This is a genomic window from Methylobacterium phyllostachyos (genome assembly GCF_900103445.1).
GTDB classification, from domain to species: Bacteria; Pseudomonadota; Alphaproteobacteria; order Rhizobiales; family Beijerinckiaceae; genus Methylobacterium; species Methylobacterium phyllostachyos.
On record NZ_FNHS01000001.1, the window covers coordinates 482,773 to 509,665 of the forward strand.

Below are 26,893 nucleotides of genomic sequence, written 5' to 3' on the forward strand. Positions count from 1 at the left end.
CGCATCCGAGTCACCCCCCACCTTGCGTGGGATCGACTGGCTCGCCGCCCTGCTGGCCGGCATCGCCGGCGCGACGGATGCCACCGGCATCCTCGCCTTCGGCCGCTACACGGCGCACATGTCGGGCACGACCTCGCAGACCGTCGCGCACGCCCTCTCGAGCATGGGCCCGGTGGTACTTGGCATCCTCGCGATCCTGTGCTTCGTCGTCGGCGCCGCGCTGTGCGGCTTCGTGGCCGAGGCGTTCGCCGCGCGGGCGGCCCGGCGGACTCTGGCGGGCCTGCTCGCGGTCGAAGGGCTGCTGCTCGCCCTGGCCGCGACGCTGCTGACCGCCGCACCGGAACCGATCCTCGCTCTGGCGCCGATGGCCTTCGCGATGGGCCTCCAGAACGCGACGAGTTCGCGCCTACTCGGACCGACGATCCGCACGACCCACGTCACCGGGACTCTGACCGACCTCGGTGACGCGCTCGGCGCCCTGGCGCGGCGCGCCCCTGGGCGGCGCGCGGCGCTCACGGACGTGGCGGCGCGCAAGGGCCTGCTGTTCTGCGCCTTCGCGGGCGGCGGGGCGTTGGGCGGAGGCGGATACGTCTGGGTCGGCTCGTACAGCCTCTTCGCCGCTGCGGCCCTTCTCGGCCTCGCCGCTGTCGTCCTCGCGCGGTCCGGCCGCGCAGGGATGGCGACGCGGCCCTGACCGGTCCTGCGTCGTCAGGCCGATCCCACCGGAGCGGGATTGCTGGCGCGCTCGATCGCCTCGCGGATCATCCTGCGGGCGGCCGCAGGGCCGTCCCAGCCCAGGATCCGCGCCCACTTGCCGGACTCCAGGTCCTTGTAGTGCTCGAAGAAGTGCTGGATCTGCTGGCGCGTGATCTCCGGCAGGTCGGTGTGGTCGCGCACGGCATCGTAGCGGCGGGTCAGGCGCGCGGCCGGCACGGCGACGATCTTCTCGTCCGTGCCGTGCTCGTCCTGCATCAGCAGGACGCCGATCGGCCGCGCGTGCAGCACCGCGCCGGGCAGAATGGTGCGCGTGTTGGCCACGAGCACGTCGCAGGGGTCGCCGTCCTCGGACAAGGTGTTGGGGATGAAGCCGTAATTGCCAGGGTAGCGCATCGGCGTGTGCGGGAACCGATCGACGAATAGGGCGCCGGCCGCCTTGTCCATCTCGTACTTGATCGGCTCGCCGCCGACCGGGACCTCGATCACGACGTTCACCTCGTCGAGGGCCTCATCGCCGGCTGGTATCGCTGAAAGATTCATCGTCCATCACTCTCGTAGTCGTGCCCGAGGCGGACGGCCGGTGGGGGGTCATGGCGGAGGCAATCCAGCCCAGGCACGACGATCCCCCGTCGGTCGCGACGCGGTAGGAGTCATCAGCCTCGGGGGCGGTTGCGGGGAACTCCATCCCCACATACCGAAGTGGGGTGGCGGGCGCGGCCGTCAAGCCTCGCGCGATCGATCGCCCACCACGAACGAAGCGTGCGCGCGACGGCGTTGGACGGTCGCGAGCGCCCGTGCCAGATCGTACCGGTGCCACTGCGATCCCGAAGGTTGAGCGAGCCGATGTCCTCCCCCCAGCCGAACCTCGACCCGGGCGGCGATTTCGGATGGCGCTTCTGGTGCCTCGCGCCGGTGACCGGCGTGGCGGCGGGACTCTCGGCCGGCCTACTGATGCAGCTCCTGCACCGCGTGCAAGCCCTCGCCTGGGGGACAGGCGCGGCGGACTTCCAGGCCGCCGTGACGGCCGCGCGCCCCCTCCACCGCGTCCTCGCCCTGGCGCTGGCAGGGCTTGTGGCGGCGGCGGGCGGCCTTGCTTTGCGCCGCGGCCGGATCCGCGCCGGGCCAGCCGGCGGCGGCCATTCCGGCGAGCTCTCGGCAGCGATCTGGTTCCGGGGCGGGCGGCTGCCGTTCCTGCGCACTCTGGCGCAGGGCGTCCTCTCGATCACTGTGGTGGGCCTCGGGGCCTCGCTGGGCCGGGAGGCCGCGCCGAAGCAGACGGGCGCGGCCTTCGGCAGCCTGTTCGCCCGCGGCCTCGGCCTGTCGCCGAGCCACACCCGCATCTTGGCGGCGTTGGGCGCCGGGGCCGGAATCGCCGCCGTCTACGAGGTGCCGCTGGGCGGTGCCCTGTTCGCCCTCGAAGTGCTGTTGGGCAGCCTCGCCCTGCCCCTCGTCGCCCCGGCGCTGCTGGCGAGCGGGCTCGCGACCGCCACCGCCTGGCTGCTCCTGCCCGAGCGGGCAACCTACGCGATCCCGGCCGAGCCGGTGTCGCAGGCCCTGATCGCCTTCTCGCTGCTCGTCGGCCCGCTGGCGGGGCTCGCGGCAGCGGCTTACGTGCGCCTGATCGGTTTCGCCGACGCCCGGCGCCCGACCGGCGTCGCCGCCCTGATCGCACCCGTTCCCGGGTTGGCTCTCGTGGGCGCGGTCGCCATGGGACTGCCGCAGATCCTGGGCAACGGCAAGGACCTAGCCGAGCAGCTCTTCACGGGCGGCCTCGCGTGGCCGCTGCTCGCCGCCCTGGTCCTGGCCAAGCCACTGGCCACCGCATTGTGTCTCGGCTGCGGCGCGCCGGGCGGCCTGTTCACGCCGACGATCAGCTTCGGCGCCGTCCTCGGCGGGCTGGCCGCCTACGCCTTCTCCCGCGTCGTGCCGGGCGCGCCGCCGGGCGCCTGCGCCCTGGTCGCGGCGACCGCGGTCCTCGCGGCCGCGACCCAGGGCCCCGTCTCGGCGGTGGTGCTGATGCTGGAGCTCACCCGGCGCCTCGACGCAATGATGGTCCCGGTCCTGCTGGCAGTAGCGGGGTCCATGCTGGTGGCGCGCTTCCTGGAACCGCGCTCGCTCTACGCCTGCCGCATCCGGGAGATCGATCGCGCCGCGCAACCGGGCGACCCGGCGATATCGGTCGCCGCGCCCTACCTCGCGGTTCTGCGGGCGATGCCGGTCGACGGCGGACCTCTGCGCGTCTTCGACGAGGCCGGCGCCTACCTCGGCCCTGTCGACGCCGATCGCGTGCGCGCGCCGTGCTGTGCTGATGGTCCGCTGTCGACCGCCACGGCCGGCGATTTCGTGGTGCTGGCGAGACGGGTGCCATGAGGCACCTGCGAGAGCGTGCAGCCGCGTGGCTCGCAGGCCCGGGCCGGGGCCTAGCGGACACGGGGGCGCTGCTGACCGGCCTATCGGAGCTTCTGTGCGACCTTGGTCTGCCGCTTGACCGCGCCACTACCCATGCCCCGACCCTGCACCCGTCCTACCGCTGGGTCATGCGGGTCTGGCGTCCGGGCGGGGAGATGCTGACGCTGCGCCGTCCGCACGGCATCGAGACGACGCCGACGTTCCACGGCAACACGGTTGAGCACGTCGTCGCCGCGGGCGCGCCGTACAGGGTCCGACTCGACGGGTCGGGGCCGCTGCCGTTTCCGGTGCTGGACGCGCTGCGCGCGGAGGGGCTGACCGACTATCTCATCGTGCCGCTGCCGGCCTCCTCCGGGCGAACGGGCGCCGCCTCCTGGGCCACGGCCCAGCCCGGCGGCTTCGACGCGGGGGAGATCGCCGACCTGATCGCGCTTGGCGCGTCCCTGTCCCTCGTGTTCGAGCTCAAGGCCTGCGAGAGCATGCTCGGCGACGTGCTCGCGGCCTATGTCGGGCGCGACCCGGCCCGGCGCATCATCGCGGGCGGCGTGCGCCTCGGCGACGTGCGGGTGATGCGCTCGGCGATGCTGCTCACAGACATGCGCGGGTTCGGGGCGCTCTCCGACGCGAGTGGGCCGGCCGATCTCGTGGCCCTGCTCAACGCGATGTTCGCGGCGATCGTCCCGGCGGTGCAGGCCGAGGGTGGGGAGGTCCTGAAGTACATCGGTGACGGCCTGCTGGCAGTCTTCGACGCGTCCGGTGACGAGGCTGAGGCACGCCGCAGAGCTTTCCGCGCCGCTCAAGCCGCGCTCGCCGCGGTGGCGCGGACGCCGGACCTCCCACCCGTCGGCGCCGCACTCCACGCGGGCGAGGTCGCCTACGGCAATATCGGCGCGGGCGACCGGCTCGACTTCACCGCCATCGGCCGGGACGTGAACGTGCTCGCCCGCGTCGAGGCCCTGTGCCGCACCTACGGCACGCCGCTCCTGGCCACCGGCGATTTCGCGCAAGGGCTCGGCCTGCCCCTGGAACCCATCGACACGGTCACGCTGCGCGGCATTGGCGAGCCGCAGACCCTCTACGCCCTAACCCTGGAAGAGGACGATCGAGCGAGGCTCCCACGCCTCACGCGGTGACCGGCTCCTGATGAGCTTGAAGGATCTCTGTCCGCCCCGTCGCGCCGATCACGATCTGTACGGGCATCGCCGCGGCCTCCGCCGGGGTTTCGGCGCACACGATCAGGCACCCGGGCGCGTAAGGCCCTTCGGACAGAGTTGCGATGACCCGGTCGAGATCGGAGATGTGCCGCAGGGTCCCGTCGATGATTATGGCCCGCGGTTGCCGCAGGGCAGCCCGGCCGATCTCGATCAGCGCCCGCTGCCGCTGCGTCAGCGCCTGCCCGCGGTTCCCGACGGCGTAGTCCAGCCCGCGGACCCGGACGTCGTCCTCAAGCTCGAATCGCCGGACGGCACCGCGCACGGCCGCCTGGATCACGTCGCTGGCCAGGCCGTGGCCGGCGTCGATGCGGCCGAACAGGAGGTTGTCGAGCATCGAGCTGCGCATGTTGATGCGATCGGGGTCGAAGGCCTCCACGTCCGGCACGCCCCGCGTCCGCAGCGCCTCATGCAGCGGATCCCGCGCGCCGACGACGCGCCGCCGGAGGGCGTCGTCGAGGAGACCGAGGCGCTGCACCGGCTCGACGTAGGACAGCGCGATCGCCAGGAAGATCGGCGTGTGGGGGGCGGGCACGGTCCCCTCGGGGATGGCGCCGAGAAGGCGCTCGACCTCGGGCAGCTCTTCCGGTTCGATCAGCGAGAAGCGCCGGAACAGGCCGTCACCCGGTGCCACGCCGCGGAAGAGATCCACGAGCGTCCGGGCGATCGCGACGCCGAGGCGCCAGAGCGGGTCGATGAGGTCCAGATCCGTCAAAACGGCCCGAAACCGCGGTTCCGCGGCGAGGTCCCGCCCGACAAGCGCTTGGTCGACCGGCACGCCAAACAGCAGGTTCTCCGCGATCGTGGCGCGGGCGTTGTAGCGTCGGCGCTCGAAAGGTAGCACCAACCCTGCGTGGCCGGAGTGAGCTAGTTCCTCGCGCAGGAACCGGCGCGCCGCGATCATCCTGGTGCCGAGCGGCGTGCCCTCGCACCGGGATCGCGCGGTAAGGCCGAACCGGTACAGATCCTCTTCGAGCCCCAGCCGACAGACGAGGTGGAGCATCGTGCGGTCGAACCCGCACGCGTCGGCCGCGCCGAGGGCGGCGTGATCGATCCACGGCGCGGCCGACGCCTCCGGCGTGTTGCCGGTGCGCCGCGCTTCGGCCGCGTAGAGCGGGTCCTCCGGCGGCGCCAGCGGCGCCACGCGCAGCCCGTAGATCAGGTTGTCTCGAATGCTGCCGGGGAACAGTGTCGGCTCGCGCCCGGCATAGCCGACCGCTCGCACGCCGCCGCCACCGACGTCGAGGCGAAGGCTGCCGCCGACCGCGGGCCGTAACCCGGCCAGTGCCATGGCTGCAGCGTGGGCTAGCCCGCTTCCCGGCGAGACGACGGCGAAACGCGGTGGTAAAGGCAGGGCGATGTCGGTCACCGCGACCGACCGATCCTCCTGTGGGTCGTGAAGGATCAAGCCGGCGAACGCGAGGTGGTTCAGGCTATCGTCGGAAAACCCCGGCGCACTGACTTCGGCGGTTCTGAGCAGTCGCGGCGCAAACTGCGCCGCGATCGTCTCGTACTTCACCTCTACATCGAGGCGCTGCTGGTCCCAGTCGATCAGTTCCTTGAGCGGCGGCGGCAGGTCGCGGTAGGCGGCGAGTACGGCGACCAGCTGGCCGATGTCGAGTCGGCCCTTCAGCGCGAACATTCCGCCAATCGCGTAGAACAAGAATGGGGTAATCTGGGCGAGAAGGTTATTGAGATATTTCACCGCGAACTTGCGCTTGTAGATGCGCATCCGAAGATCGTAGATCCCGTGAAGGCGACCGCTGATCTCGGAGCGTTCCCAGCGCTCACCCTCGTTCACGGTGACCGTATCAAGCCCGTCGAGAACCTCGGCGACACGACCAGCGAAGGCACGCGATGCGATCTGACGCTGACGGCTCAAGCCAATGATCTGGCGTCGCAGTCGCGGGATGACGGCTATTTGCACGCCGACCATCCCACCCGCGGCCAGACCCAACCAGACGTTTTGCATCAGGATGAATGCGAGCGTGGTCAACGCCTGTGTACCAAGATGGAGTGGCGTCACGATCGCGTCGCCGATGAACGAACCGATCGGCTCGACCTCGTCGCGGATGATGGTTGCGGTCTCGGAGGACTTGACCTCGCGCTGCGCCTGCGGGCTGTAGCGTAGCATCAGCGAGAACAACTGGAAGCGCAGGCGCCGCAGCATGCGCTCGCCGAGCATGCCCTTCTGCAGGTTAATCCAGAACTTGAACGCCCCGTTCGACAGGACGAGCATTAGAAACAATGTGGAAAGGCCGAGCAGCAGCTCCAGGCGGTCGAGCTGAAACCCGTCGAACACATGGATGCGCCCCCCGCCCAAGGAGGCCGGCCAATCGATTTCGAGAGCAAGGAATGGGGCGGTGACTTCGCCGTGGGCGTAGGCTTTGCCGGTGATCGCGTCGTTGACGATGCGCTTCGGGAGGTCGAGCGACGCGAAATAGAACGGCAGGGAGGCGAGCACGACCGCGCAGATCGCAAGCTGGTCGCGCTTCGAGTGACGCCAGATGTATGAGAACAGGCGCGGCGCCAGGAGCGGAGGGGCGGTCGATCCCGACGGATGATCAGGCGAACTCGGTCCGTCGTCCTCTACCACACCGGAGATGCAGGCCCGTCGACGGCTCCCTATCGCCACACCTATCGACTCCTATGATCGCCAGAGACGGCCACGCCGGACACATGGCTGCGTTTACGCGGTTTCGCTTGCCGTCGCACGCGTCGGGAACGTTCTTATTTTACGAATGAAATGACCACGATGGGCATTTGTCCGAACGTCTGTTCAAAGGCATAGTAAGCACGATCGAAAACGCGGGAACGGCCGCACGCCATGATCTGGGGGGACTAGAGTGAAGTCGACATTGGGCATCGCGAGCCGGCGGGGCTTCCTCACCGGTCTCGGCATCGGCGGGCTGGCCGCAGCCGCGCCGGCCTGGGCGGCGGGGTCCGTCAAGCTGCCGCTGCCGGGCGGCCCGGATGAGCGGGCGCTGACCACCGCCTTCCCGGGCAAGGGCGAGATGATCCTCCAGCGCACCCGCCCGCCGTTGCTGGAGACGCCGTTCGAGGTGTTCGACGAGGGCGTCTTCACCCCCAACGATCGCTTCTACGTGCGTTGGCACTGGGCCAACATCCCGGCGGCAGTCGATGCGAACACCTACCGCTTGAAGGTGCATGGCCACGTCCACAAAGACCTGTCTCTGTCGCTGGACGACCTCGCACGGTTACCGCGCTTCGAGATCGCCGCTGTCAATCAGTGCTCGGGCAACTCGCGCGGGCTGTTCGAGCCGCGGGTCGCTGGCGCACAATGGGCCAACGGCTCGATGGGCAACGCCCGCTGGGCCGGCGTGCGCTTGAAGGACGTGCTGGACAAGGCCGGCGTAAAAGCCGGGGCCGTGCAGGTGCGCTTCAACGGGCTCGATGAGCCGGTGGTGGACGGCGCCCCGGACTTCAAGAAGTCCCTCGACCTCGACCACGCCCAGGATGGCGAGGTCATGCTGGCCTACGCGATGAACGGCGAGCAACTACCCCTGCTCAACGGCTTCCCGCTGCGCCTCGTGGTGCCGGGCTGGTACTCGACCTACTGGGTCAAGATGCTGTCCGACATCGAGGTGCTGGACAAGCCGGACGAGAACTACTGGATGAAGATTGCCTATCGCATCCCCGACGTGCCCGGCGCGAACATCAAGCCCGGCCAGACCGGCTTCAAGACGGTGCCGATCAACCGGATGGTGCCGCGCTCCTTCGTGACCAATATGCGCGACGGGGCCAAGGTGGCGGCCGGCAGCCCCGTGGCCATCCGCGGCCTCGCTCTCGGCGGCGACTGCGGGGTGAAGGCGGTGGACTTCTCCGGCGACGGCGGGGCGACGTGGTCCCCCGCCGAACTCGGGATGGACGAGGGCAAGTACAGCTTCCGCCGGTTCACCGGCAGCCTGCCGGCGCTCGCGGCGGGCGCGCACGCGGTCAAGGTCCGGTGCACCAACGCGAACGGGCTCGTGCAGCCGATGGACCCCGTGTGGAACGCAGCCGGCTTCATGCAGAACGGCGTCGAGACCGTGTCATTCCAGGTCGCCTGAGGAGGAACGATATGATCCCGACCCGCACCCTCGCATCCTCGGCGGCGCTGCTCGCCGTCTTCACCCTGTCGGCCGCCCCCGCCCTGGCCGCCGCCCCCGAGCCGATGCGCTTCAAGTCCGCTGAGATCGAGTTCCCGTCCTCCGACCGGATCTTCCCGGGCGGCCACGAGGCGGAGGCGATCAACAACAACTGCCTAGCCTGCCACTCGGCTGGAATGGTGCTGACCCAGCCGCACCTGTCGAAGGCTGAGTGGCAGGGCGAGGTCACCAAGATGATCAACGTCTACAAGGCGCCGGTCGACCAGGCCGACGTGGCCGCCATCGTCGACTACCTCGCCGCGATGAAGCCACAACCCTGAAGTGCAGGGCGCGCCGCGTCCCGGTGTGCCCTGTTCGATCCCCCGCCATCCTTTGGAGTTGGGCATGAACAAGAGCACACGCGAGACCCTTTATCCGGGCACGCGCCTGAGCGTCCACCTGACCGAGCGCGGCATGACGCCGGACGGCGGCGAGCCGGAGCAGCCGAACTATACGCTGATTGAGGCTCTGCGCACGGTGCGCGATGAGGGCTACGATTCGATCACTGCGGTCGAGCGCTACGACCCCGACTTCTCGATCGATCTATCCCGCGCCCGCACGGAGGCGGAGGCCGACGCCCTTCTGGAGCGCTGGCACGCCCGCCGCGCCGCCGTGCTCGACGAGACCCGCGCGAAGCTCAAGCGGACGTGGTCCGACGGGCGGACCCGGGCCGGGGCTTAGTGCCGCGCCGAATTCCGCACCGCCGGTGGAATAGATCGCCCGCGCCGGACTCCTCATCCGGGCACGCACACCCGCCGTGCCCCGGAGCTGATCCATGCCTGTCTCACGCCACGTCGCCCTCTTCGGCGCTGCCCTCGCCCTCGCTGCGGCGACCCCCGACCTCGCCGCGGGCTTCGACTCGGCCATCAAGAACAACAGCCTCGCCCTCAGCCCCAACGGGCGCACCGCCGCCGCCTCGAACAGCGACGAGGGCCGCGTGCTCGTCTACGACGTGACCTCGGGCAAGCTCAGTCGCACGCTCCCGGGCTTCGTCACCCCGCGCAACATCGTCTTCAGCCCCGACGGCGCGCGCTTCTACGTCTCCGACAGCGGCACCGGCCGCGTCACCGCCCACGGGACCGCGACGGGCAAGGAGACGATGGCCCTCGCCGCCGGCCCCGGCGCCTTCGGCACCGTCCTCTCGGCCGACGGTGGCACGCTCTACGTCAACAACCAGGCGTCGAGTACCGTGGCCGTGTTCGACACCAAGACGGGCCTGCCCAAGGCGGTGGTGTCCGGCTTCGACCAACCGCGCCAGGGCGTGCGCCTCTCGCCGGACGGGGGCACCCTCTAGGTGACCAACTTCGTGGGCGACAAGATCACCCTGGTGGACACGGCGACCGACAAGCCGACGGGCGAGATCGCTGGCTTCGACAAGCTGCGCGCCATCTCGGTCACCAAGGACGGCAAGACGATCTACGCGGCCAACAGCGGGCGCGACGCGATCAGGGTCGTCGACGTGCCGGAGGGGAAGGTCGTCGCGGAGATCCCGGTGGGCAAGGACCCCTACGGCGCAGCACTGACCTCGGACGGGAAGTTCGTCTACTCGGGCAACCTGAAAGACAACACCCTGTCGGTGATCGACATAAGCACTCGCAAGGTGGTGGCGACGGTGACCGGGTTGAACGAGCCGCGGAAGGCGATCGTGTTCTCGCCCGACGGGACCAAGACGTACGCGCTCAACCGCGACTTGAGCGTGGCTGTGGTCGACCGCGCGAGCAACGCAGTCGTCTCCCTGATGAAGCCCTGAGGCATGGTCGCGCCGCCGGGACCCGTTTGGTCCCGGCGGCGCGACCCGGACACGAGGAACCACCGATGTCGAACCAGCCCGACCACAGCCTTTCCGATGGCGGACTTGCCGAGCGGATGGCGCGCCTGATCGTGCACGGGCGCGCCCCCTACAATGCCGAGCCGCCGCTCGACCGGCTGCGGGCGTCCTGGCGCACGGCGGCGGCGGACTTCTACGTGCGCTCGCACGGGGATCTGCCGGCGATCGACGCGGAGGCCTATCGCCTGGAGGTCGGCGGGGCGGTGGGCCGAAAATTGTCCCTGTCGCTCACCGAGATCCAGGCGATGCCGCAGGCGACGGTGACGGCGACGCTGCAATGCGCCGGCAACCGCCGGGCCGACATGCGCGCGGTCGCCCCGGTCTCGGGCGACCCGTGGGACGCCGGCGCCATCGGCACCGCCGACTGGACCGGTCCCCGTCTCGCCGACGTGCTGGCGGCAGCCGGGTTCGACCGGGCGCACGCGCAGGAGGATTTGCACGTCGCCTTCGCGTGTCACGACACCGTGGAAGGGGAAGCCTACCGCTACGGCGCCTCGATTCCAATGGCCAAAGCGCTGGCGCCGGAGACGCTGCTCGCCCACGCGATGAACGGGGAACCGCTCCTGCCCGAGCACGGCTTCCCGCTGCGTGCGGTGGTGCCGGGCTACGCCGGCGTGCGCAGCCCGAAGTGGCTGGCGTCCATCACCGTGCAGGATCGCCCATCCGACAACCCGATCCAGGCGGGCGACTACAAGTTTCTGCCGCCGCAGGTCGATCCGGACAAGGTCGGCCCTGACGACGGCATCACCATCGAGACCATGCCGCTCAACAGCGCGATCTGCGAGCCCGCCCGCGGGGCGTCGCTGCCGGCGGGGCTCACCGCTGTGCGCGGCTACGCGGTGTGCGGCGACCGCACGGTGGCCCGCGTCGACGTCTCCGGGGACAGCGGGCGGACCTGGGCGCAGGCCAGCCTGGAGCGCGAGGCGGAGGCGCCCTTCGCCTGGACGTTCTGGTCGATCGACCTCGACCTGCCCCCGGGCGAGCACGAGCTCGCCGTGCGCGCCTGGGACGCGGCCGGCCAGACCCAGCCCGCCGCCGCCGACGACACCTGGAACCGCAAGGGCTACTTGAGCACCGCGTGGCACCGGGTGCGGGTCACAGTGGGCTGAGGCGCGCCGTGCCGGCTTGGGCGGAGTTCGTCTTCGGCGCCGACCACGCGCTGTCGTGGGGGCAGGAATGTGCCCGGGCGGCGCTGGTCTTCACCTACGGCCTGTTTCTGCTGCGGCTGGGCGGGCGGCGGGTGTTCGGGCGCTGGTCGGCGCTCGACATCGTGGTCTCGATCATCGTCGGCTCGTCGCTGAGTCGGGCACTGACCGGCGCCGCGCCGCTGTTCGGGACGCTGGCGGCCTCGACGCTGATGGTCGGCTTGCACGCGGCGCTGGCCCGGGCGGCGGCGGCCTCGTCGCGCATCGCCCGCCTCGTCGAGGGTGGATCCGTCGTGCTGGCCCGCGACGGGCGCGCCGTCCAGGCCGCGATGCGCCGCCACGGGGTCAGCGAGGCCGACCTCGCCGAGGCCCTGCATCAAGCCAAGGTCGCGGATGTCGCGCAGACGCGCCTCGTCCTGCTCGAACCCTCCGGCACCATCAGCGTCCGCAAGCGCTGATGCTTCCGGCCGGGGCTGCCGCCCCGGGAGGCGGACGCGGTCCGGGGAGATGTACGAGAAACGGCGCCCCGTCTCCGGGGCGCCCTCTCAGGTTCCGACCGAGACCGATACGAGCGTCAGCCGTGCTTCTTGTTGGCCCGGTGGTGGCCGATGGCGCATCCCGCGGCCGCGCCCGCCACGCCGTGACCGGCCATGTGCCCGGCGACCGCGCCGACGGCGGCGCCCTTCAGGCAGCCCTTGGCCTCGGCCGAGCCAGCTGCGAGCAGACCGAGCGAGAGGACAGCGGCGGCGAGCGTGACGTGCTTCATGGGGTGATCCTCCGATGATCGTGCGGGTCTAACTTGCTGACAACGAAGGGCGTTCCAGGCGCCGCCCATCACCCGAGCGTGATCGCCGTCGCTGCCGGCCCGATCCCAGAGCCGCGACGGCCGTCGGACCGATCGTCCCGGACACGTCGCGCGGCCGGTCGGCGACCGACGCTCACCGTGGCTCATGACAGAAGCGCTCGGTCTGCCACTTGGCCCCGCCCGGCTGCTGCGCGCTGAAGCAGTCGTCCCCGCGCGGCCTCCCCCCGCTTCACCTCGGCCCCGGGCCCCCGCACCACGATCTCGCGGACGTACCCACTTCAGTGGGGGCGGATCACGGCGGCAGCATAACTAGCGAACGAGTTACTGACGATCTCGCCAGCCCACATAGCCCTTTGCAATGGTTGAAAGTGATGAGGGTTCAATCCAGTGTCGTGAATGCTCCCGCCACCAACCTCAAAGGGCGAATCGACGAGACAGTTGAAATTGACATCGGCCACATCAGCTGCGCAGATTAGAAGGCAATAGTTCAACAAGAAAACTATATGTTGAAAATTTAATTTGTTTATAGTGAACTCGGTGACTACCAATAACCTTTGGCTGCCGTTACATAATAGCTGACCTGACCGGTATTTTGGACCGAGCCGATTGAGAGGCTACTGCATGGTGGCGGCCATGGGTAGACGGAAGGCCAGATCCGGGTAGCTGACGGGCGCGGGCGGCCGATAGCCCAGCGACGAATGCGGTCGAACGCGGTTGTAGGTGGTTTGCCATAGACCGATCACGATCTGCACTTCTTTCAGCGAGTAGAAGATCTCCTGGCGAAGACACTTGTCACGAAGCTTGCCGTTGAAGCTTTCACAGTAGCCATTCTCCCACGGGGATCCTGGCGCGATGTACCGGATCTTTGAGCCAGCTTTGGCGGCCCACTTGCGCAACGCCTTCGAGATCATCTCTGGGCCATTGTCGCAGCGGATATGCTCCGGGGTGCCGTGCAGGCACATGGCATCGGCCAGCGCCTCGATCACGCCGACGCTGTTGATGCGCCGCGCCACCTTCAGCGCGAGGCAGGCCCGGCTGTGCTCGTCGATCGGCGTCAGGATGCGCAGAGAGCGCCCATCGTGCGTCTGGGCCTGCACGAAGTCGAAGCTCCAGACGTGATTACGGTGAAGCGGTCGTAGCCGCATGCACGAGCCGTCGTTCAGCCACAGGCGGCTGCGGGGTCTATGTCGGCTGGGGACCTTCAGCCCCTCGCGACGCCAGATGCGCTGAACCCGGTCTTTGCCGACCTGCCAGCCGGCTGCCTGTAGCAGCGCGGTGACGCGGCGGTAGCCGTAGCGTCCGTACTCGGACGCCAGGGCGATGATGGCCTGGGTCAGCGCATCCTCGTCGGCCAGCACGGTAGGCATGTAGCGCTGCGTGCCCCGGTGCTGGCCGACGATCCGGCAGGCGTGACGTTCCGAGAGGCCGTACTTCTCACGGATGCCGTCCAACGCCTGCCTGCGTCGCTCGGGGGCTACAAGTTTCCCGAGGCGACGTCCGCCAGCACCTGCTTCTCTAAAGAAAGGTCGGCCACGAGCCGGCGCAGACGAGCGTTCTCGCGCTCCAGATCCTTCATCTTCCTGGCTTGATCGACTTGAAGGCCGCCGTACTCCTTGCGCCAGCGGTAATAGCTCTGCTCGGAGATCTCCGCCTCCCTGCACGCAAGGGTCAAACCCTTGCCCTGGGCTGTCTGCACCTCGATCTGGCGCAGCTTGAGCACGACCTGCTCCGCGTTCGTCTTCTGACCTCGCCGCATGTCCAACTCCTTTGGTCCTGGCTGATCCTCTCAATCAGCCCGGTCCAAAACCAGCCGGTCAGGTCAAGGACCTGGAGCCCGGCAAGTGGGTCCGGATCACCGGTTGGGACACGGCGGCCGCGGCGCGGGCGATGATCGCGGCCGCCGTGGAGCGCCATCAGGCGGCCGGCCCCGCGCCGAGGACTCCGTGAGGGGCCTGCTGCAGTCCTGGCAGTCCTGGGCCCTGCTCTCGGCCGGCTTCGCAGCGCTGACCGCGATCTTCGCCAAGGTCGGCATTGAGGCGGTCGGCTCGGACTTCGCCACCTTCATCCGCACCATGGTGATCCTGCTCGTCCTCAGCGGCGTCCTGATCGCGACCGGCCAGTGGCAGCCGCTCTCGTCGGTGTCCGGCCGGACCTACCTGTTCCTGGTCCCTTCGGGTCTCGCCACCGGCGGTTCGTGGCTGTGCTACTTCCGGGCGCTCAAGCTGGGTGACGCGGCGCAGGTCGCCCCCATCGACAAACTCAGCGTCGTGCTTGTCGCCGTGTTTGGGGTCGTGTTTCTGGGCGAGCGGTTGTCCGGACCCAACTGGCTCGGCATCGTCTTGATCGCAGCCGGCGCGATCCTCGTCGCCTTCCGGGGTTGAGCGCATGGGCGACGTCTCCTGGCTCGGCGTGGTCATCACCTTCCAGGTTACCTTCATTAAACTGTCCATCGCGGCCACGGTCCTGATCGCGGGAGCCTACCGCTGCGGTTGGCGCAGTCTCCTGTTGGGCGGCGTCCTCGGCGCGGCTGCCGTAGTCGCCCTGCGCGAGGGCGCCGCGACTGCGACGCTCGGGGTCGCGCTCGGCGTCGCGATCATCGGCGCGTTGGCGGCGACGCTGGGCCGAACGGGGGTTTTCCGAAGCGTACCGCCATTCCTTCTGGATGGCGCCGCCGCCTTCATGGTCGTCGCCTACGGATCCTATTTCCTCGCGTCGGCGCTCGCGGACGGCTGACCCGGCAACACCGAACTCGTTCGGGTGCCGTCACAGCCTTGTCACCTGCGTCGGAATTGACGGCCGCCGTGGATTAAGCCACTGTCCCGGACGTGGGATGGGGATGGAGCTCCCCGACAACTGCCGGGCCCTATGCCTGGACGATAGCTCCTACCGTGCGCTTCCGGGCGCGGGTAGGGCTATGCCTGTTCCCACTTCCGGCCGCGCACCTCCCGTAACCTGATCCCTTCGCCGGGATCCTGCGTGAGCTGTGTGCCGATGCGATCCCACCCTTCGCCGCTCTGAGCCGCCCTGACGTGCGCGACACTGCGCGCGCCTTTTTGCGTGCTCGCACAAGAAAAACGGCGAGGTCCTAAGACCCCGCCGTCTCCAGCGAACCTCCCGAGCGGTAACTTAAGACGTTCGCCAGATCCAAGTCTGTCGCAAACAAGATTAGAGTAACCTTGCAGGGTCAATGTAACCCTGTACGACCCGGAGTCAAGGCATAAACCGCGACTTCGAGCCAATAAAACAGGTACTTTGATCTTTAAAAAGCGCCATTACTGACATCCTGAAACCTTAATGGTTTTTTGGGAGGTTTAGTCATGTCTAATCATGAGCTGATATCGAGTTAGATCTGAAAAACTGTCGCACTTAGAAGAATCTTATTGTAATCCGACGTGCATTCGATAGACCTACGACGCTCGCCTGAAGTCGTTGCCATTGAACAACGATCTCCTGCGACGACAAGCACGCGTGAAGTGACGCATGGCCACGCCAAGACGGGGTCAGGGGCGTCAGTACGGAGGAACGCGCATGAAAAAGATCGCCCTCGTGGCATCGGTCGCCTACGCCGCAACCCTGTTGCCGGCCTCGGCCAACGAAAACCTCATGAAGATGATGGAGAACCCCAACGACTGGGCGTTCCCCGGGCTGAACTATTCCAACACCCGCTTCTCGAAGCTCGACCAGATCAACACGAAGAACGTCAAGGACCTGCAGGTCGCCTGGACCTTCTCGACCGGCGTTCTGCGCGGCCACGAGGGCGCGCCGCTCGTGATCGGCAACGTCATGTACGTGCACACGCCGTTCCCGAACATCGTGTACGCGCTGGATCTTGAGCACGAGCAGAAGATCCTCTGGAAGTACGAGCCCAAGCAGGATCCGTCCGTGATCCCGGTCATGTGCTGTGACACGGTCAACCGTGGTCTGGCCTACGCCGACGGCGCCATCCTCTTGCACCAGGCCGACACCACCCTCGTGTCGCTCGACGCCAAGACCGGCAAGGTCAACTGGTCGGTGAAGAACGGCGATCCGTCGAAGGGCGCGACCAACACCGCCACGGTCATGCCGGTCAAAGACAAGGTCCTCGTCGGCATCTCGGGCGGCGAGTTCGGCGTGCAGTGCTCGATCACCGCCTACAGCCTGAAGGACGGCAAGCGGATCTGGCGCGGCTACTCGGAAGGTCCGGACGACGAGTTGCTGGTCGACCCGGAGAAGACCACCTCACTCGGCAAGCCGATCGGCAAGGACTCCTCGCTGAAGACCTGGGAAGGCGATCAGTGGAAGACCGGCGGCGGCTGCACCTGGGGCTGGTACTCTTACGACCCCAAGCTCAACCTGGTCTACTACGGCTCGGGCAACCCCTCGACCTGGAACCCCAAGCAGCGTCCGGGCGACAACAAGTGGTCGATGACCATCTGGGCGCGTAACCCCGATACCGGCATGGCCAAGTGGGTCTACCAGATGACCCCCCACGACGAGTGGGACTACGACGGCATCAACGAGATGATCCTCACGGATCAGAAGGTTGACGGCAAGGAGCAGCCGCTCCTGACCCACTTCGACCGTAACGGCTTCGGCTACACGCTGAACCGCGAGACGGGCGAGCTGCTGGTCGCCGAGAAGTTCGACCCGGCCGTCAACTGGGCGTCCAAGGTCGACATGGACAAGGGCTCCAAGACCTACGGCCGCCCGCTGGTCCAGTCGAAATACTCGACCGAGCAGAACGGTGAGGACACCAACTCCAAGGGCATCTGCCCGGCGGCCCTCGGGTCGAAGGACGAGCAGCCTGCGGCCTTCTCGCCGAAGACCAACCTGTTCTACGTGCCCACCAACCACGTTTGCATGGACTACGAGCCGTTCCGGGTGACCTATACCCCGGGCCAGCCCTACGTCGGTGCGACCCTCTCGATGTACCCGGCCCCGAACTCGCACGGCGGCATGGGCAACTTCATCGCTTGGGACGGCGTGAAGGGTAAGATCGTCTGGTCCGATCCGGAGCAGTTCTCGGTGTGGTCGGGCGCTCTCGCCACCGCCGGCGACGTGGTCTTCTATGGAACCCTGGAAGGCTACATCAAGGCGGTCGACGACAAGACCGGCAAGGAGCTTTGGAAGTTCAAGACCCCGTCGGGCATCATCGGCAACGTGATGACCTACGCGATCAAGGGCAAGCAGCACATCGCCGTCCTGTCGGGCGTCGGCGGCTGGGCTGGCATCGGCCTCGCGGCCGGCCTGACCGACCCGAACGCCGGCCTCGGCGCGGTGGGTGGCTATGCGGCCCTGTCGCAGTACACCAACCTCGGTGGCACGCTGACCGACTTCGCCCTGCCGAACTGAACAGCGGCACATCGCTGACGACATGAGGGTGCCGGCGCGGGTTCCGCGCCGGCACCCTTCTCCTTGCTCGGTTACCGCCGAGGAACTTCATCAATCAACGGAATACCCAATGCGTCCGGACACGAAGATCCGCGCCCTCGAAGCCCTGGAAATCCTCGACTCCCGCGGCCGCCCGACCCTGGAGGTCCGCGTCACGCTGGAAGGCGGCGTCAGTGCCACCGCCGGCGTCCCCTCGGGCGCCTCGACGGGCGTCAACGAGGCGGTCGAGAGGCGCGACAACGACCCGGCTCGTTACGGGGGTAAGGGTGTGCTGATGGCCGCAGGGGCCGTGCGTGGCGAGATCGCCGGGGCGCTCCGGGGGTGGGACGCAGCCGACCAGCAAGGCGTCGACCGGACGCTCGTCGAGCTCGATGGATCGCCGAACAAGTCCAGGCTCGGCGCCAACGCGCTGCTCGGCGTCTCCATGGCGGCGGCGCGTGCGGCCGCGCGCGCGACGGGCCGTCCCCTCTACGCCCATCTTGGAGGCGAGGCCGCAACCCTTCTCCCGATGCCGTGCCTCAACGTCCTCAATGGCGGTCAGCATGCCGACAGCTCACTCGACGTCCAGGAGTTCATGCTCGTGCCCGTCGGCGCGTCGAGCGTGGCCAAGGCGATGCGTGTCGCGGCCGAGACCTACGCGGCTATTCGGGAGAACCTCCACGAACGGGGGCTGGCCACGGCCGTAGGGGACGAGGGCGGCTTCGCACCCAACCTGCCGGACAACGAGGCGGCTTTGGCGTTGATCGTGGAGGCCACGGAGAGGGCCGGCTACAGGCCGGGCGCCGACGTCGCCATCGCCCTGGATCCCGCGGCCTCTTCCTTCGCGGCGACGGACGGTTACAACCTCGCCCGATCGCGGACTGGCATGCTAAACCGCGCGCAGCTCCTGGAGCTCTACGGCCGTTGGGTCGAGCGCTGGCCCATCGTCTCCATCGAGGACGGGTTCGGGGAGGAGGACTGGACCGGCTTCGTCGCCCAGACGGCCGCGCAAGGCGAGCGGATACAGGTCGTCGGCGACGACCTGCTGGTGACCAATCCCCGCTTCATCGCGAAGGCCATCGACGAACGGGCCTGCACCGCGGCCCTGATCAAGCTGAATCAGATCGGCACCGTGTCCGAGACGGTCGAGGCCATCACCCTGTGCCGGAAGGCCGGGTGGGCAACGATGGTTTCCCATCGCTCCGGGGAGACCACGGACACGTTCATCGCCGACTTCGCGGTCGCCATGGGCAGCGGGCAGATCAAGGCCGGAGCGCCCTGCCGGGGCGAGCGGCTGGCCAAGTACAACCGCCTGCTGGCCATCGAGGCCGAACTCGGCGCCCGCGCGCGCTTCGAGAACCCGTTCGCGCGCTACGGACGCTCCTGGTAGCGCCGAGCAAGGTCGGCGCCCGCTCGGTTCCCGTCACCGATGCCGGCGGGAGCGTGGACGGGACGCCAACAGCCAAGGTGCATGACAGCACCGAGCCGAACCCGCTTGTTCGCCGACGCCTATCCGGCAGAACGCGCATGACACCAACGAGACGCCCATGCCCGCCTATCGCTCCCGCACCACCACCCACGGCCGCAACATGGCCGGTGCCCGCGGCCTGTGGCGCGCCACCGGCATGAAGGATGCCGATTTCGGCAAGCCGATCATCGCGGTGGTGAATTCCTTCACGCAGTTCGTGCCGGGCCACGTCCACCTGAAGGACCTCGGCCAGCTCGTCGCGCGTGAGATCGAGGCGGCCGGCGGCGTCGCCAAGGAGTTTAACACGATCGCCGTGGATGACGGCATCGCCATGGGCCACGACGGGATGCTGTACTCGCTCCCGTCCCGCGAGCTGATCGCCGATTCCGTCGAGTACATGGTCAACGCCCACTGCGCCGACGCGATGGTGTGCATCTCGAATTGCGACAAGATCACCCCCGGCATGCTGATGGCAACGCTCCGCCTCAACATCCCGACCGTCTTCGTCTCGGGCGGCCCAATGGAGGCCGGCAAGGTCCAGCTCCCCGGCATCGCCAAGAAGGTCGATCTTGTCGACGCGATGATCGCGGCCGCCGACGACCGGATCTCCGACGCCGACGTCGCGGTGATCGAGCGCTCGGCCTGCCCGACCTGCGGCTCGTGCTCCGGCATGTTCACGGCGAACTCGATGAACTGCCTCACCGAGGCGCTCGGGCTGGCCCTTCCCGGCAACGGCTCGGTGCTCGCCACCCATGCCGATCGCAAGCGCCTGTTCGTCGAGGCCGGCCACCTGATCGTCGATCTCGCCCGCCGCCACTACGAGCAGGACGACGCCAGCGTGCTCCCCCGCGCGGTGGCGAGCTTCCAGGCGTTCGAGAACGCCATGACTCTCGACATCGCCATGGGCGGCTCGACCAACACGGTGCTGCACCTGCTGGCCGCCGCCCACGAGGGCGAGGTGCCGTTCACCATGGCCGATATCGACCGGCTGTCGCGCCGGGTGCCGGTGTTGTGCAAGGTCGCCCCGGCGGTGGCCAACGTCCACATGGAGGACGTGCATCGCGCCGGCGGGATCATGGGCATTCTGGGTGAGCTCGACCGGGCCGGCCTGATCGACACCGGGGTGGGCAACGTCTCGGCCGGGACGCTCGGCGCGGCGCTCGCCCGCTGGGACGTCCGTGGCGAACCGGCCGCCTTTGTCCAGGACTTCTACCGCGCGGCCCCGGGCGGCGTGCCGACCCAGGTAGCGTTCAGCCAGGAATCCCGCTTCGACGAACTCGACCTCGACCGGGAGGGCGGCGTCATCCGCGACGCCGCGCACGCCTACTCGCAGGATGGCGGCCTCGCCGTGCTGTTCGGCAACCTCGCCGAGGACGGCTGCATCGTGAAGACCGCGGGTGTCGACGCCTCGAACCTGACCTTCACCGGGACGGCCCGCGTGTTCGAGAGCCAGGACGCGGCCGTCGACGGCATCCTTAACGGCAAGGTCACGGCGGGCGAGGTGGTGCTGATCCGCTACGAAGGACCGCGCGGCGGACCCGGCATGCAGGAGATGCTGTACCCGACGAGCTACCTGAAATCGAAGGGGTTGGGTAAGGCCTGCGCCCTCGTCACGGACGGGCGTTTCTCCGGCGGCTCCTCCGGTCTGTCCATCGGGCACGTTTCCCCGGAAGCGGCTGAGGGCGGCCTCATCGGCCTCGTGCGCGACGGCGACCGGATCGCCATCGACATCGCGGCACGCAGCATCCACCTCGACGTGGAACCCACGGAGCTCGACCGGCGGCGGGTCGCCCAGGACGCGGCGGGCTGGCAGCCGACGAAGCCGCGCAAGCGCAAGGTTAGTGCGGCGCTGCGCGCCTACGCGATGCTCACGACCAGCGCGGCGAAGGGCGCGGTCCGGCGGGTCTGAGCTCGACCCAACGGACCGGCGGCCGGACCTCAGCGCGACAGAAGCCAGATGGCCACGACCGCGATGACGACGATGGCGGCGCCGATCAGGACGGCACGCGGGATGGGCGCCTTGCCCACCGCGTGCCGCCGCTCCAGGCGCCCCATCTCGTCGATGTCCCTCATCTCGAGATCGGGATCTTCCCCGGGCGAATTGACCATCAGTTTCCTCCGTCGACGGCTTGCAGGGTCGGTTCCAGGCACGTTCGCGACAGGACGGTCGTGTCCGGTGCCAGCGTGTAGAGGCGCATCGCGCAGGTGGGCAGCTCAAGGTCTTCCACCGCGTCCGGGGTGAGCCCGTCCAAGGCCATGACCAGGGCCCGCAGCGAGTTCCCGTGGGCAACGACCAGGGTCGTGCCATTCATGGCCGCCGGCAGGATCTCCCGCACGTAGCCGAGCATGACGCGCGCCGCGGTATCGCGCAGGCTTTCGCCCCCGGGCGGCGCGTCCGCGTAGGAGCGTCGCCATCGCTCGATCCGGTCCGGCGGCCACCTTTCGCAGGCCTGGGCCCTGTCCAGTCCGCTCAACTCCCCGTAGTCGCGTTCGACCAGGGCCTCGCAGAGCCGCGGGCGCACCTCCGGTTGTCCCAGCGTCTCCAGGGCGAGGGCGCAACTAGTGCTCAGACGCACTCACTTCGTTCATGCGAGTGAGCACTCGCTCATTGTTCGAGCATCAATTTTTCCAGACTCGGCTGAAGCCTCCGTCTGGATCGATGCACTAGCCACCGCCCGGAGCAGGGGCGACGCGAAGGCGGTCCGGACGTCCAGCCCCCGTGCGGCAAGCGTGGCGCCCGCCGCTCGGGCCTCCCCAATGCCCCGTGCGGTCAGTGGCGGGTCGAGCCACCCGGTGAACCGATTGGCTCGGTTCGCCTCGCTCTCGCCGTGCCGCATAAGGACCAGGTTCGGCGCGCCCGCAGGCGAGCCAGGGCTCACAACAGAGCCACCTTCTCGCGCTGCCGCCTTTCGGCCGCAGCGACCAGCTCGCGGGCTCGGCTTGCATCCGCCCAGCCGGCGATGCGCACCCACTTGCCCGGTTCCAGGTCCTTGTAGTGCTCGAAGAAGTGCTGGATCTGCTGGCGGGTGATCTCAGGCAGGTCGGTGTGTGCCCGGATGCCGTCGTAGCGCCGCGTCAGCCGCGCGGCCGGCACGCCGATGATCTTCTCGTCGGGACCGTGCTCATCCTCCATCAGGAGAACCCCGACCGGCCGCACGGCGATCACGGCGCCGGGCTGGATCGCCCGGGTGTTGGCCACCAGCACGTCGCAGGGATCCCCGTCCTCCGACAGGGTGTTGGGGATGAAACCGTAATTCCCCGGGTAGTGCATGGGGGTGTAGAGGAAGCGGTCGACGACCAGGGCGCCGGACGCCTTGTCCATCTCGTATTTGATCGGCGGTCCGCCGATGGGGACCTCGATCACGACGTTGACCTCGTCGAAGGGCGCAGTGCCCGGGCTGATCGCGGCAAGATTCATGGCTGCACGCTCTCGGCAGGAGCGGAGAGACGACGGGCACGAATTAGTGATGATGGGCGGTACGGGGACAAGGCACACTCCTATCGTGCGTTGGCAACGATAGGAGTCATCAGCCCCGAGGGCGGTTTTGAGGGAGACCCCATTCCCAAGTCAGACATAACAGCCAATTCGTTTGGATCAAGGGGAACCTCCTGCACAAAAAACGGGAACACCCTTTCAAGGCGCCGCTTCCAAGTGACGGGCAAATCCAAGCCGGCTTCGTCCGCTTTCTAGATGTTGTCAAAGGAAGCTGAATGACCGGGTTGGGCGCAAAGCGGAACGGCCGCTTTTGGTGACAAGACTGTTCAGACGGGGTCCGATTTTTCAATCTGCCGCTTCGGAGATGCCGTGCAAGCCAAGCTCGGATTTCCGAACCTCGACATGATCCTTCGCCGCAACGAAGATTCGGTGAGCGGTTATGGCGCCTTGAAAACATCCGACGAACCACGGATACGTACCTCGAATGTGTAGCGGCCTCGACACCTTTGCGTTGATTAGCGCGGCCTCCCCGCCGGCCAACGCGAACTCTCACGCAGCACTCGGCGGGTGGCGGTTCGCGATGACCGTTCCGTCGGAGCCTAGCCGCCGGCGCTACGGCTTCTCCAATGCGGAGTTGGCGTCGACCGGCAGTGAATAATTACAGTGGCGTCCGGCGAGGGGTGTACGAGGGCTGGGTAAGTGCGCGCCCGCATCGCAGAGCGCACCACAAGCAACTTCGGGTTCACCCCCGGCTAAAGGGGGAGCTGAAAGGATGGTGCCTTCGAAGGCGCACACAGGGGTAAGGCGCTCTACCTGAGGCGGCGACCATACACAAAGTGTTACGGGGTATGTCCTCTCTGGCCGAAGGCCAAAGTCGGGGGAGAAAATTTTTTGGCTCGTCCACACCCCGATCGCAGTCGCGCCCGGTACGGTGGAAGTAGCATCAAGGCGCAGGGAAGCCTCGCAGGGCACCCTGGCCGTGTCGGCGACCTGGTATAGCACCCCATCCGAACGAGGTGGCGTAGCGGCCTCTCAGGCGCCTTCCTCCGGCATCCTTGCGCCTTCACCCCCGCCGAATTCGGACGCCAACCTCGAAGTAGTTCCACAGTCTTACCCGAGTTTGACCTTTCCGGGTCCCGGTGTAGCTTTGGTCCATCGAGTTGCTCCCCCGCGGTCAGAGGTGCCCTGCGGTCGAGCCTAGCTAGAGGACCGTCGTGACCCCCCTGAACACTGTCGTCGGAGGCAAGGCCTCCACGCGCGCCCCGCACGTAATCGTCTCGGGCCTGCGCTACGCCCACGAGGTCGGTCCGCTCGACTTCGCCCGCATCCTCCACCCCAAGGGCGGCACCGGGCAGGTCGCCTTCGGCGGACCCGTGGCGACCCGGAAGATCGACGCCAAGGGGCACGCCGTCATGACCTGGACGAACAAGCGCTGGTCGCCCCATGCCCTCGCGACCCGCAGCACCGTCGACATCGCCGGTGCCCGGTTCATCACGATGGCGACGTACCGCTACCACGAGCGCGGCCAACCCAAGCCCAAGAAGTCCGAGGCCAACATCGTGGGCATCGGGTCGTCCTGGGTCGACCTCGACAGCTACAAGGAAGAGGCCTGGCGGGACGTCCCGCCGTCCGTCATCCGGGAGGTCATCCTCAACAGCTGCGAGGACCTCGGGCTCCCGGCCCCAACCCTCATCAACTTCAGCGGCCGTGGCCACCTCGTGGTCTGGCAGTACCAGGCCCAGGCTTGGGCCCTCATCGCTCCCCGCTGGAAGGCGGTGCAGAAGACATTGCACGAGAAGTTCCTGTTCCTCGGCAGCGACCGTTCCGGCAAGAGCCCGACCAAGTGGTTCCGCTTGCCCGGCTCGAAGAACGAGAGGTCCGGCCAGCAGGTCGGGATGGTGTGGCCGCCGGTGCTGGCCGACATGCAGCGCACCACCTTCGATTGCCTCGCGGCCGCCGTCCTCCCGCACGCCCGCCAGACCAAGGCCGAGCGGCTCGCCGCCAAGGCCGAGTTGGTCGCCAAGCGCCTCGCCGCCAGGAAGCCGCGCGCCGGGCTGCACGGGGCCAAGCTCGGCGGTCGCTCCTACTGGGAGACGATCAGCACCGACCCGGAAAGGCTCTTCGCCCTGCGGTTCGGAACCGGGCCCATCCCCGACGGCGAGGGGCGCAATACCTGGATCCTGATGCTGGCCTACGCCGCGTCGTGGCGCATGCCCGCCAAGGACCTGCCCGGCTACATTCGCGACCAGGCGGCCCGCTGCGGCCTGGAGGAGCACGAGGCCATCGCCAAGACTGTCACGGTCGTGCAGCACGCCGGCGAGGCCGCTCAGCGCATCAAGAAGGTCTGGATCGACCGCCGCGGCCCCGTGCCGGTCGAGCGCAAGGTGGACCCCCGCTACCGCCCGTCGCCCGCGTACTTCGTCGAGGAGCTCGACATCAAACCGCGCGAGATGAAGAGGGCCGACCTGCGCATGCTGGTCGACGAGGCGCGCCGGAAGGCCAACGCGAAGGAGCGGGTCACGAAGAGCCGGCGCGCGGCCGGCGTCGGCTCCCGGGATGTCTCGCAGGACACCCGGCGCGAGGTCGGTCGTGTGGCCCTGGAGATGCGGGACGAGGGCCTGAAGAACCGCGAGGTGCTTGAGGTGTTCGGGATCGAGCAGCGCTACCTAGATACCTGCCTGCGCGACGCCCGTGTCGTGGCCGACATCGGGTCGACGGCTAAGCCGGCCAAGGCCCGGAAGGTCTCGCCCGTCCCGGCCCCCGTGGTCGAGCCGGAGACCTGCGACGTCATCGAATCTCCCGCCCTCGCGGACGCCCCCGAGGGCACACATGAAGTGTTACGGGGTACAAGGGAAAGTGGCGACCAGTCCGTGGATGTCCTTGTCGCTGACTCCGCCGCAGCCTATTCTGCCGTCGTCACGATGGTTGGCACCTCCCTCCACCGAGGACGGACGCCCGCTGAGAGCCCACCGGCCCGGCGGGCGTTCTCATGTCCGGCCCCCGTCCCCGCCGACATGGAGGCCTGCGCGTGACCCCCGAGCAGGAACGTCTCGACCGCGTCGCCTGCCTCGCCGCCATCCGCGCCGGTTGGTACGGCGATGCCCAGCCGGTCTCGCCGCATGGCCGCCGCATGTACGCGGCCGGCGCGGTCCATCATCTAAGCGAGCAGACCGAGGCCCTGTTGCCCCCGCCCTCGCACGAGGCCGGGCGGACCTACCTGCGGGGCGTCCTGCGGGACTGGCGCACCGTGCACGCCGTCCTCGCGGACTACGACGCGTCCCGGGGCGGTGCCATGCGGCGCGCCCTTGTGGCGGCCGGGCGCGCCCTGGCGGACGAGACGGACGACGGGCGGGAGCGGGCCGATGCCCTCGTCCGTGAGGCGACCATTTCCGTGCGGGCCCGCAAGCCCGAGGTCCTCGACGCCATCGTGGCCCATCTCGGCACTATACCGGTCGGACCGTTCCGTCTCGGGTGGGGTGGCCCGTCCCGCATCTAGGCGTCGTGCCTTGCCGGGCTGGCTGGCATGATCTTCCCGAGGAGCCAGCCCCATGCTCACCGAAGCTTCCTACATCCTCGCCGGTCTCGTCGAGCAGATGCCCGAGGAGATCTACCTCGACGACCCCGCGCCCGAGACCGGCTCGGCGCGCACCGCCCGTGAGCGCAGGGACGCCGCCGAGCGCAAGCGGGCCGAGCGTGCCAGACGGAAGGCCGAGGGCATCCCCGAGCCCCGTCTAGTCGACGCCGCCATCGCCACGGCCCTCTCAGACCTGTCCCGTCGAGGCGGCCTTCGCGCGCGCGTGCGAGAGCAGAGGAGCTTCGAGGGGATCTCCTACGACCTCGGCGGGCTGCTCGGGCAGGCGATGGAAGAGCTCGTCGAGCGCCGCGGCGTCGCGCAGCCGCAAGCCAAGGCGGCTTTGATGCAGCGCCTCGGGCTGACCCGGCAGGCCTGAGACCGCCATTGAGGGGCATGTGTTGGCGGATGCACGGGGCGCCCCGACCGTGGGGACGTCACCCACCAGGGCCAGCCCCCATGCCCCGCTACAACGCCAATCCCATCGTCCGCCCCAGCAACCTCAAGGGCCGCTCCATCCCCAGCCACGTGGCCGAGGCCGTCCGCAAGGAGACCGCCCGCCTCGTGGGGTTCGATAGCCAGGGCGAGGCCCTCGGGCTGCTGGAGGCCCGGGAGGGCGTCACCCGGATCTCGCGTGGCGACTACCGCGGCGTGAGCGAGGGGGCAGCCCGCCGGTGGTTCAGCCTGGCTGACGTCCCCGGTGGCGTGGCTTGCCTCGCCGAGGAGGGTGCGCACCCCGCTCCCCGGGGCGGGAGGGGGCCGAGGGGGGTGGGGGTCGCGGGTCCTTCCGGCCGGGGGGCCTGACC

Annotated in this window: 25 protein-coding genes, 1 pseudogene and 3 riboswitches; of the genes and pseudogenes, 19 read left to right on the forward strand and 7 right to left on the reverse strand. The window is 68.5% G+C overall.

Annotated elements, in window-relative coordinates; all coding sequences use genetic code 11:
* Positions 1-22 precede the first annotated feature (22 nt).
* A complete protein-coding gene (locus BLQ49_RS02385) occupies positions 23-694 on the forward strand; it encodes a YoaK family protein (RefSeq protein ID WP_167627605.1) in 672 nt (223 codons plus the stop codon).
* A gap of 14 nt (positions 695-708) precedes the next feature.
* On the opposite strand, the gene ppa (BLQ49_RS02390) is transcribed toward BLQ49_RS02385, so the two are convergent.
* Positions 709-1,257, reverse strand: a complete 549-nt coding sequence (gene ppa / locus BLQ49_RS02390) for an inorganic diphosphatase (RefSeq protein WP_091712943.1) — start codon at positions 1,255-1,257, stop codon at positions 709-711.
* Positions 1,258-1,354: 97 nt separating this feature from the next.
* A riboswitch (Fluoride riboswitch) is annotated at positions 1,355-1,415 on the reverse strand.
* Positions 1,416-1,560: 145 nt separating this feature from the next.
* Here ppa (BLQ49_RS02390) and BLQ49_RS02395 point away from each other — a divergent pair.
* Both BLQ49_RS02395 and BLQ49_RS02400 read left to right on the forward strand, forming a co-directional pair.
* The gene (locus BLQ49_RS02395; protein WP_091712944.1) at positions 1,561-3,087 is read left to right on the forward strand and encodes a chloride channel protein; all 1,527 of its coding nucleotides are present in this window, start codon (positions 1,561-1,563) and stop codon (positions 3,085-3,087) included.
* Complete coding sequence (locus tag BLQ49_RS02400) at positions 3,084-4,259, forward strand: adenylate/guanylate cyclase domain-containing protein (RefSeq protein WP_091712946.1); 1,176 nt, start codon at positions 3,084-3,086, stop codon at positions 4,257-4,259. Before BLQ49_RS02395 ends, BLQ49_RS02400 begins: the two co-directional genes overlap by 4 nt.
* On the opposite strand, the gene BLQ49_RS02405 is transcribed toward BLQ49_RS02400, so the two are convergent.
* Positions 4,249-6,801: an ABC transporter transmembrane domain-containing protein gene (locus BLQ49_RS02405; RefSeq protein ID WP_244507396.1), complete on the reverse strand. Its 2,553-nt coding sequence runs from the start codon at positions 6,799-6,801 to the stop codon at positions 4,249-4,251. The genes BLQ49_RS02400 and BLQ49_RS02405 overlap by 11 nt on opposite strands.
* A 382-nt stretch (positions 6,802-7,183) precedes the next feature.
* Between BLQ49_RS02405 and BLQ49_RS02410 the strand changes: the two genes are divergently transcribed.
* From BLQ49_RS02410 to BLQ49_RS02435, 7 genes are all read left to right on the forward strand, one after another.
* Positions 7,184-8,407: a molybdopterin-dependent oxidoreductase gene (locus tag BLQ49_RS02410; protein WP_091712948.1), complete on the forward strand. Its 1,224-nt coding sequence runs from the start codon at positions 7,184-7,186 to the stop codon at positions 8,405-8,407.
* A gap of 11 nt (positions 8,408-8,418) precedes the next feature.
* A complete protein-coding gene (locus tag BLQ49_RS02415; protein ID WP_091712950.1) occupies positions 8,419-8,766 on the forward strand; it encodes a c-type cytochrome in 348 nt (115 codons plus the stop codon).
* A gap of 64 nt (positions 8,767-8,830) precedes the next feature.
* Positions 8,831-9,166 (forward strand): hypothetical protein, encoded by a 336-nt coding sequence (locus BLQ49_RS02420; RefSeq protein ID WP_091712951.1) that lies wholly within the window; start codon positions 8,831-8,833, stop codon positions 9,164-9,166.
* A gap of 94 nt (positions 9,167-9,260) precedes the next feature.
* Positions 9,261-9,779, forward strand: coding sequence for a YncE family protein (locus tag BLQ49_RS30095; RefSeq protein ID WP_244507397.1), 519 nt, complete (start codon positions 9,261-9,263; stop codon positions 9,777-9,779).
* Positions 9,780-10,235 (forward strand): YncE family protein, encoded by a 456-nt coding sequence (locus BLQ49_RS30100; protein WP_244507398.1) that lies wholly within the window; start codon positions 9,780-9,782, stop codon positions 10,233-10,235. It begins immediately after the preceding gene.
* A 65-nt stretch (positions 10,236-10,300) separates the two neighbouring features.
* Positions 10,301-11,422 carry a molybdopterin-dependent oxidoreductase gene (locus tag BLQ49_RS02430; RefSeq protein WP_091712953.1) on the forward strand — a complete coding sequence of 374 codons (1,122 nt, stop codon included), beginning with the start codon at positions 10,301-10,303 and terminating at the stop codon, positions 11,420-11,422.
* 8 nt (positions 11,423-11,430) lie between these two features.
* Positions 11,431-11,916, forward strand: a complete 486-nt coding sequence (locus BLQ49_RS02435) for a DUF421 domain-containing protein (RefSeq protein ID WP_091712955.1) — start codon at positions 11,431-11,433, stop codon at positions 11,914-11,916.
* A 116-nt stretch (positions 11,917-12,032) separates the two neighbouring features.
* Here the strand turns inward: BLQ49_RS02435 and BLQ49_RS02440 are convergent, their stop codons facing one another.
* Both BLQ49_RS02440 and BLQ49_RS02445 read right to left on the reverse strand, forming a co-directional pair.
* Positions 12,033-12,224: a hypothetical protein gene (locus BLQ49_RS02440; protein WP_091712956.1), complete on the reverse strand. Its 192-nt coding sequence runs from the start codon at positions 12,222-12,224 to the stop codon at positions 12,033-12,035.
* Between the two features lie 653 nt (positions 12,225-12,877).
* Positions 12,878-14,019 (reverse strand): IS3 family transposase gene (locus BLQ49_RS02445; RefSeq protein ID WP_091712958.1). Its coding sequence is split into 2 segments (ribosomal slippage): positions 12,878-13,752 and positions 13,752-14,019, totalling 1,143 coding nucleotides; the frame shifts between segments, so codons are not numbered across the junction.
* A gap of 187 nt (positions 14,020-14,206) precedes the next feature.
* Between BLQ49_RS02445 and BLQ49_RS02455 the strand changes: the two genes are divergently transcribed.
* The 5 genes from BLQ49_RS02455 (at position 14,207) to ilvD (ending at position 20,989) form a co-directional block, all read left to right on the forward strand.
* The gene (locus tag BLQ49_RS02455; protein WP_091712962.1) at positions 14,207-14,644 is read left to right on the forward strand and encodes an EamA family transporter; all 438 of its coding nucleotides are present in this window, start codon (positions 14,207-14,209) and stop codon (positions 14,642-14,644) included.
* A gap of 4 nt (positions 14,645-14,648) precedes the next feature.
* Positions 14,649-14,996 (forward strand): hypothetical protein, encoded by a 348-nt coding sequence (locus BLQ49_RS02460; RefSeq protein WP_091712964.1) that lies wholly within the window; start codon positions 14,649-14,651, stop codon positions 14,994-14,996.
* Between the two features lie 90 nt (positions 14,997-15,086).
* Positions 15,087-15,156: riboswitch (Fluoride riboswitch) on the forward strand.
* 635 nt (positions 15,157-15,791) lie between these two features.
* Positions 15,792-17,594, forward strand: a complete 1,803-nt coding sequence (xoxF5, locus tag BLQ49_RS02465) for a lanthanide-dependent methanol dehydrogenase XoxF5 (protein ID WP_091712966.1) — start codon at positions 15,792-15,794, stop codon at positions 17,592-17,594.
* A 109-nt stretch (positions 17,595-17,703) separates the two neighbouring features.
* Positions 17,704-19,002 (forward strand): phosphopyruvate hydratase, encoded by a 1,299-nt coding sequence (eno, locus tag BLQ49_RS02470; RefSeq protein ID WP_091712968.1) that lies wholly within the window; start codon positions 17,704-17,706, stop codon positions 19,000-19,002.
* Between the two features lie 157 nt (positions 19,003-19,159).
* The gene (gene ilvD / locus BLQ49_RS02475; RefSeq protein WP_091712969.1) at positions 19,160-20,989 is read left to right on the forward strand and encodes a dihydroxy-acid dehydratase; all 1,830 of its coding nucleotides are present in this window, start codon (positions 19,160-19,162) and stop codon (positions 20,987-20,989) included.
* A gap of 29 nt (positions 20,990-21,018) precedes the next feature.
* Here ilvD and BLQ49_RS30550 read toward each other — a convergent pair whose 3' ends face one another.
* From BLQ49_RS30550 to ppa (BLQ49_RS02490), 3 genes and pseudogenes are all read right to left on the reverse strand, one after another.
* Complete coding sequence (locus BLQ49_RS30550) at positions 21,019-21,153, reverse strand: hypothetical protein (protein WP_280140934.1); 135 nt, start codon at positions 21,151-21,153, stop codon at positions 21,019-21,021.
* A 35-nt stretch (positions 21,154-21,188) separates the two neighbouring features.
* Positions 21,189-21,917 (reverse strand): annotated as a pseudogene (locus tag BLQ49_RS30830) (histidine phosphatase family protein).
* Positions 21,918-21,955: 38 nt separating this feature from the next.
* Positions 21,956-22,498 carry an inorganic diphosphatase gene (gene ppa / locus BLQ49_RS02490; RefSeq protein ID WP_091712974.1) on the reverse strand — a complete coding sequence of 181 codons (543 nt, stop codon included), beginning with the start codon at positions 22,496-22,498 and terminating at the stop codon, positions 21,956-21,958.
* Between the two features lie 93 nt (positions 22,499-22,591).
* Positions 22,592-22,654, reverse strand: a riboswitch (Fluoride riboswitch).
* A 1,076-nt stretch (positions 22,655-23,730) separates the two neighbouring features.
* Between ppa (BLQ49_RS02490) and BLQ49_RS02495 the strand changes: the two genes are divergently transcribed.
* The 4 genes from BLQ49_RS02495 (at position 23,731) to BLQ49_RS02510 (ending at position 26,891) form a co-directional block, all read left to right on the forward strand.
* Positions 23,731-25,548, forward strand: coding sequence for a hypothetical protein (locus tag BLQ49_RS02495; RefSeq protein WP_091712975.1), 1,818 nt, complete (start codon positions 23,731-23,733; stop codon positions 25,546-25,548).
* A complete protein-coding gene (locus BLQ49_RS02500) occupies positions 25,545-26,012 on the forward strand; it encodes a hypothetical protein (RefSeq protein ID WP_091712977.1) in 468 nt (155 codons plus the stop codon). Before BLQ49_RS02495 ends, BLQ49_RS02500 begins: the two co-directional genes overlap by 4 nt.
* A 52-nt stretch (positions 26,013-26,064) precedes the next feature.
* Complete coding sequence (locus BLQ49_RS02505; RefSeq protein WP_091712979.1) at positions 26,065-26,466, forward strand: hypothetical protein; 402 nt, start codon at positions 26,065-26,067, stop codon at positions 26,464-26,466.
* 80 nt (positions 26,467-26,546) lie between these two features.
* Positions 26,547-26,891: a hypothetical protein gene (locus BLQ49_RS02510; protein ID WP_091712981.1), complete on the forward strand. Its 345-nt coding sequence runs from the start codon at positions 26,547-26,549 to the stop codon at positions 26,889-26,891.
* The last annotated feature ends 2 nt before the right edge of the window (positions 26,892-26,893 follow it).

Bases quoted from the DNA above. Each gene is read 5' to 3' on its own strand.
- BLQ49_RS02400 (WP_091712946.1), top strand. From the start codon at position 3,084: ATGAGGCACCTGCGAGAGCGTGCAGCCGCGTGGCTCGCAGGCCCGGGC.
- ilvD (WP_091712969.1), top strand. From the start codon at position 19,160: ATGCCCGCCTATCGCTCCCGCACCACCACCCACGGCCGCAACATGGCC.
- BLQ49_RS02420 (WP_091712951.1), top strand. From the start codon at position 8,831: ATGAACAAGAGCACACGCGAGACCCTTTATCCGGGCACGCGCCTGAGC.
- BLQ49_RS02505 (WP_091712979.1), top strand. From the start codon at position 26,065: ATGCTCACCGAAGCTTCCTACATCCTCGCCGGTCTCGTCGAGCAGATG.
- BLQ49_RS02460 (WP_091712964.1), top strand. From the start codon at position 14,649: ATGGGCGACGTCTCCTGGCTCGGCGTGGTCATCACCTTCCAGGTTACC.
- ppa (WP_091712974.1), bottom strand. From the start codon at position 22,498: ATGAATCTTGCCGCGATCAGCCCGGGCACTGCGCCCTTCGACGAGGTC.
- BLQ49_RS30095 (WP_244507397.1), top strand. From the start codon at position 9,261: ATGCCTGTCTCACGCCACGTCGCCCTCTTCGGCGCTGCCCTCGCCCTC.
- eno (WP_091712968.1), top strand. From the start codon at position 17,704: ATGCGTCCGGACACGAAGATCCGCGCCCTCGAAGCCCTGGAAATCCTC.
- BLQ49_RS02415 (WP_091712950.1), top strand. From the start codon at position 8,419: ATGATCCCGACCCGCACCCTCGCATCCTCGGCGGCGCTGCTCGCCGTC.
- BLQ49_RS02395 (WP_091712944.1), top strand. From the start codon at position 1,561: ATGTCCTCCCCCCAGCCGAACCTCGACCCGGGCGGCGATTTCGGATGG.
- BLQ49_RS02440 (WP_091712956.1), bottom strand. From the start codon at position 12,224: ATGAAGCACGTCACGCTCGCCGCCGCTGTCCTCTCGCTCGGTCTGCTC.
- ppa (WP_091712943.1), bottom strand. From the start codon at position 1,257: ATGAATCTTTCAGCGATACCAGCCGGCGATGAGGCCCTCGACGAGGTG.
- BLQ49_RS30550 (WP_280140934.1), bottom strand. From the start codon at position 21,153: ATGAGGGACATCGACGAGATGGGGCGCCTGGAGCGGCGGCACGCGGTG.
- xoxF5 (WP_091712966.1), top strand. From the start codon at position 15,792: ATGAAAAAGATCGCCCTCGTGGCATCGGTCGCCTACGCCGCAACCCTG.
- BLQ49_RS02430 (WP_091712953.1), top strand. From the start codon at position 10,301: ATGTCGAACCAGCCCGACCACAGCCTTTCCGATGGCGGACTTGCCGAG.
- BLQ49_RS02510 (WP_091712981.1), top strand. From the start codon at position 26,547: ATGCCCCGCTACAACGCCAATCCCATCGTCCGCCCCAGCAACCTCAAG.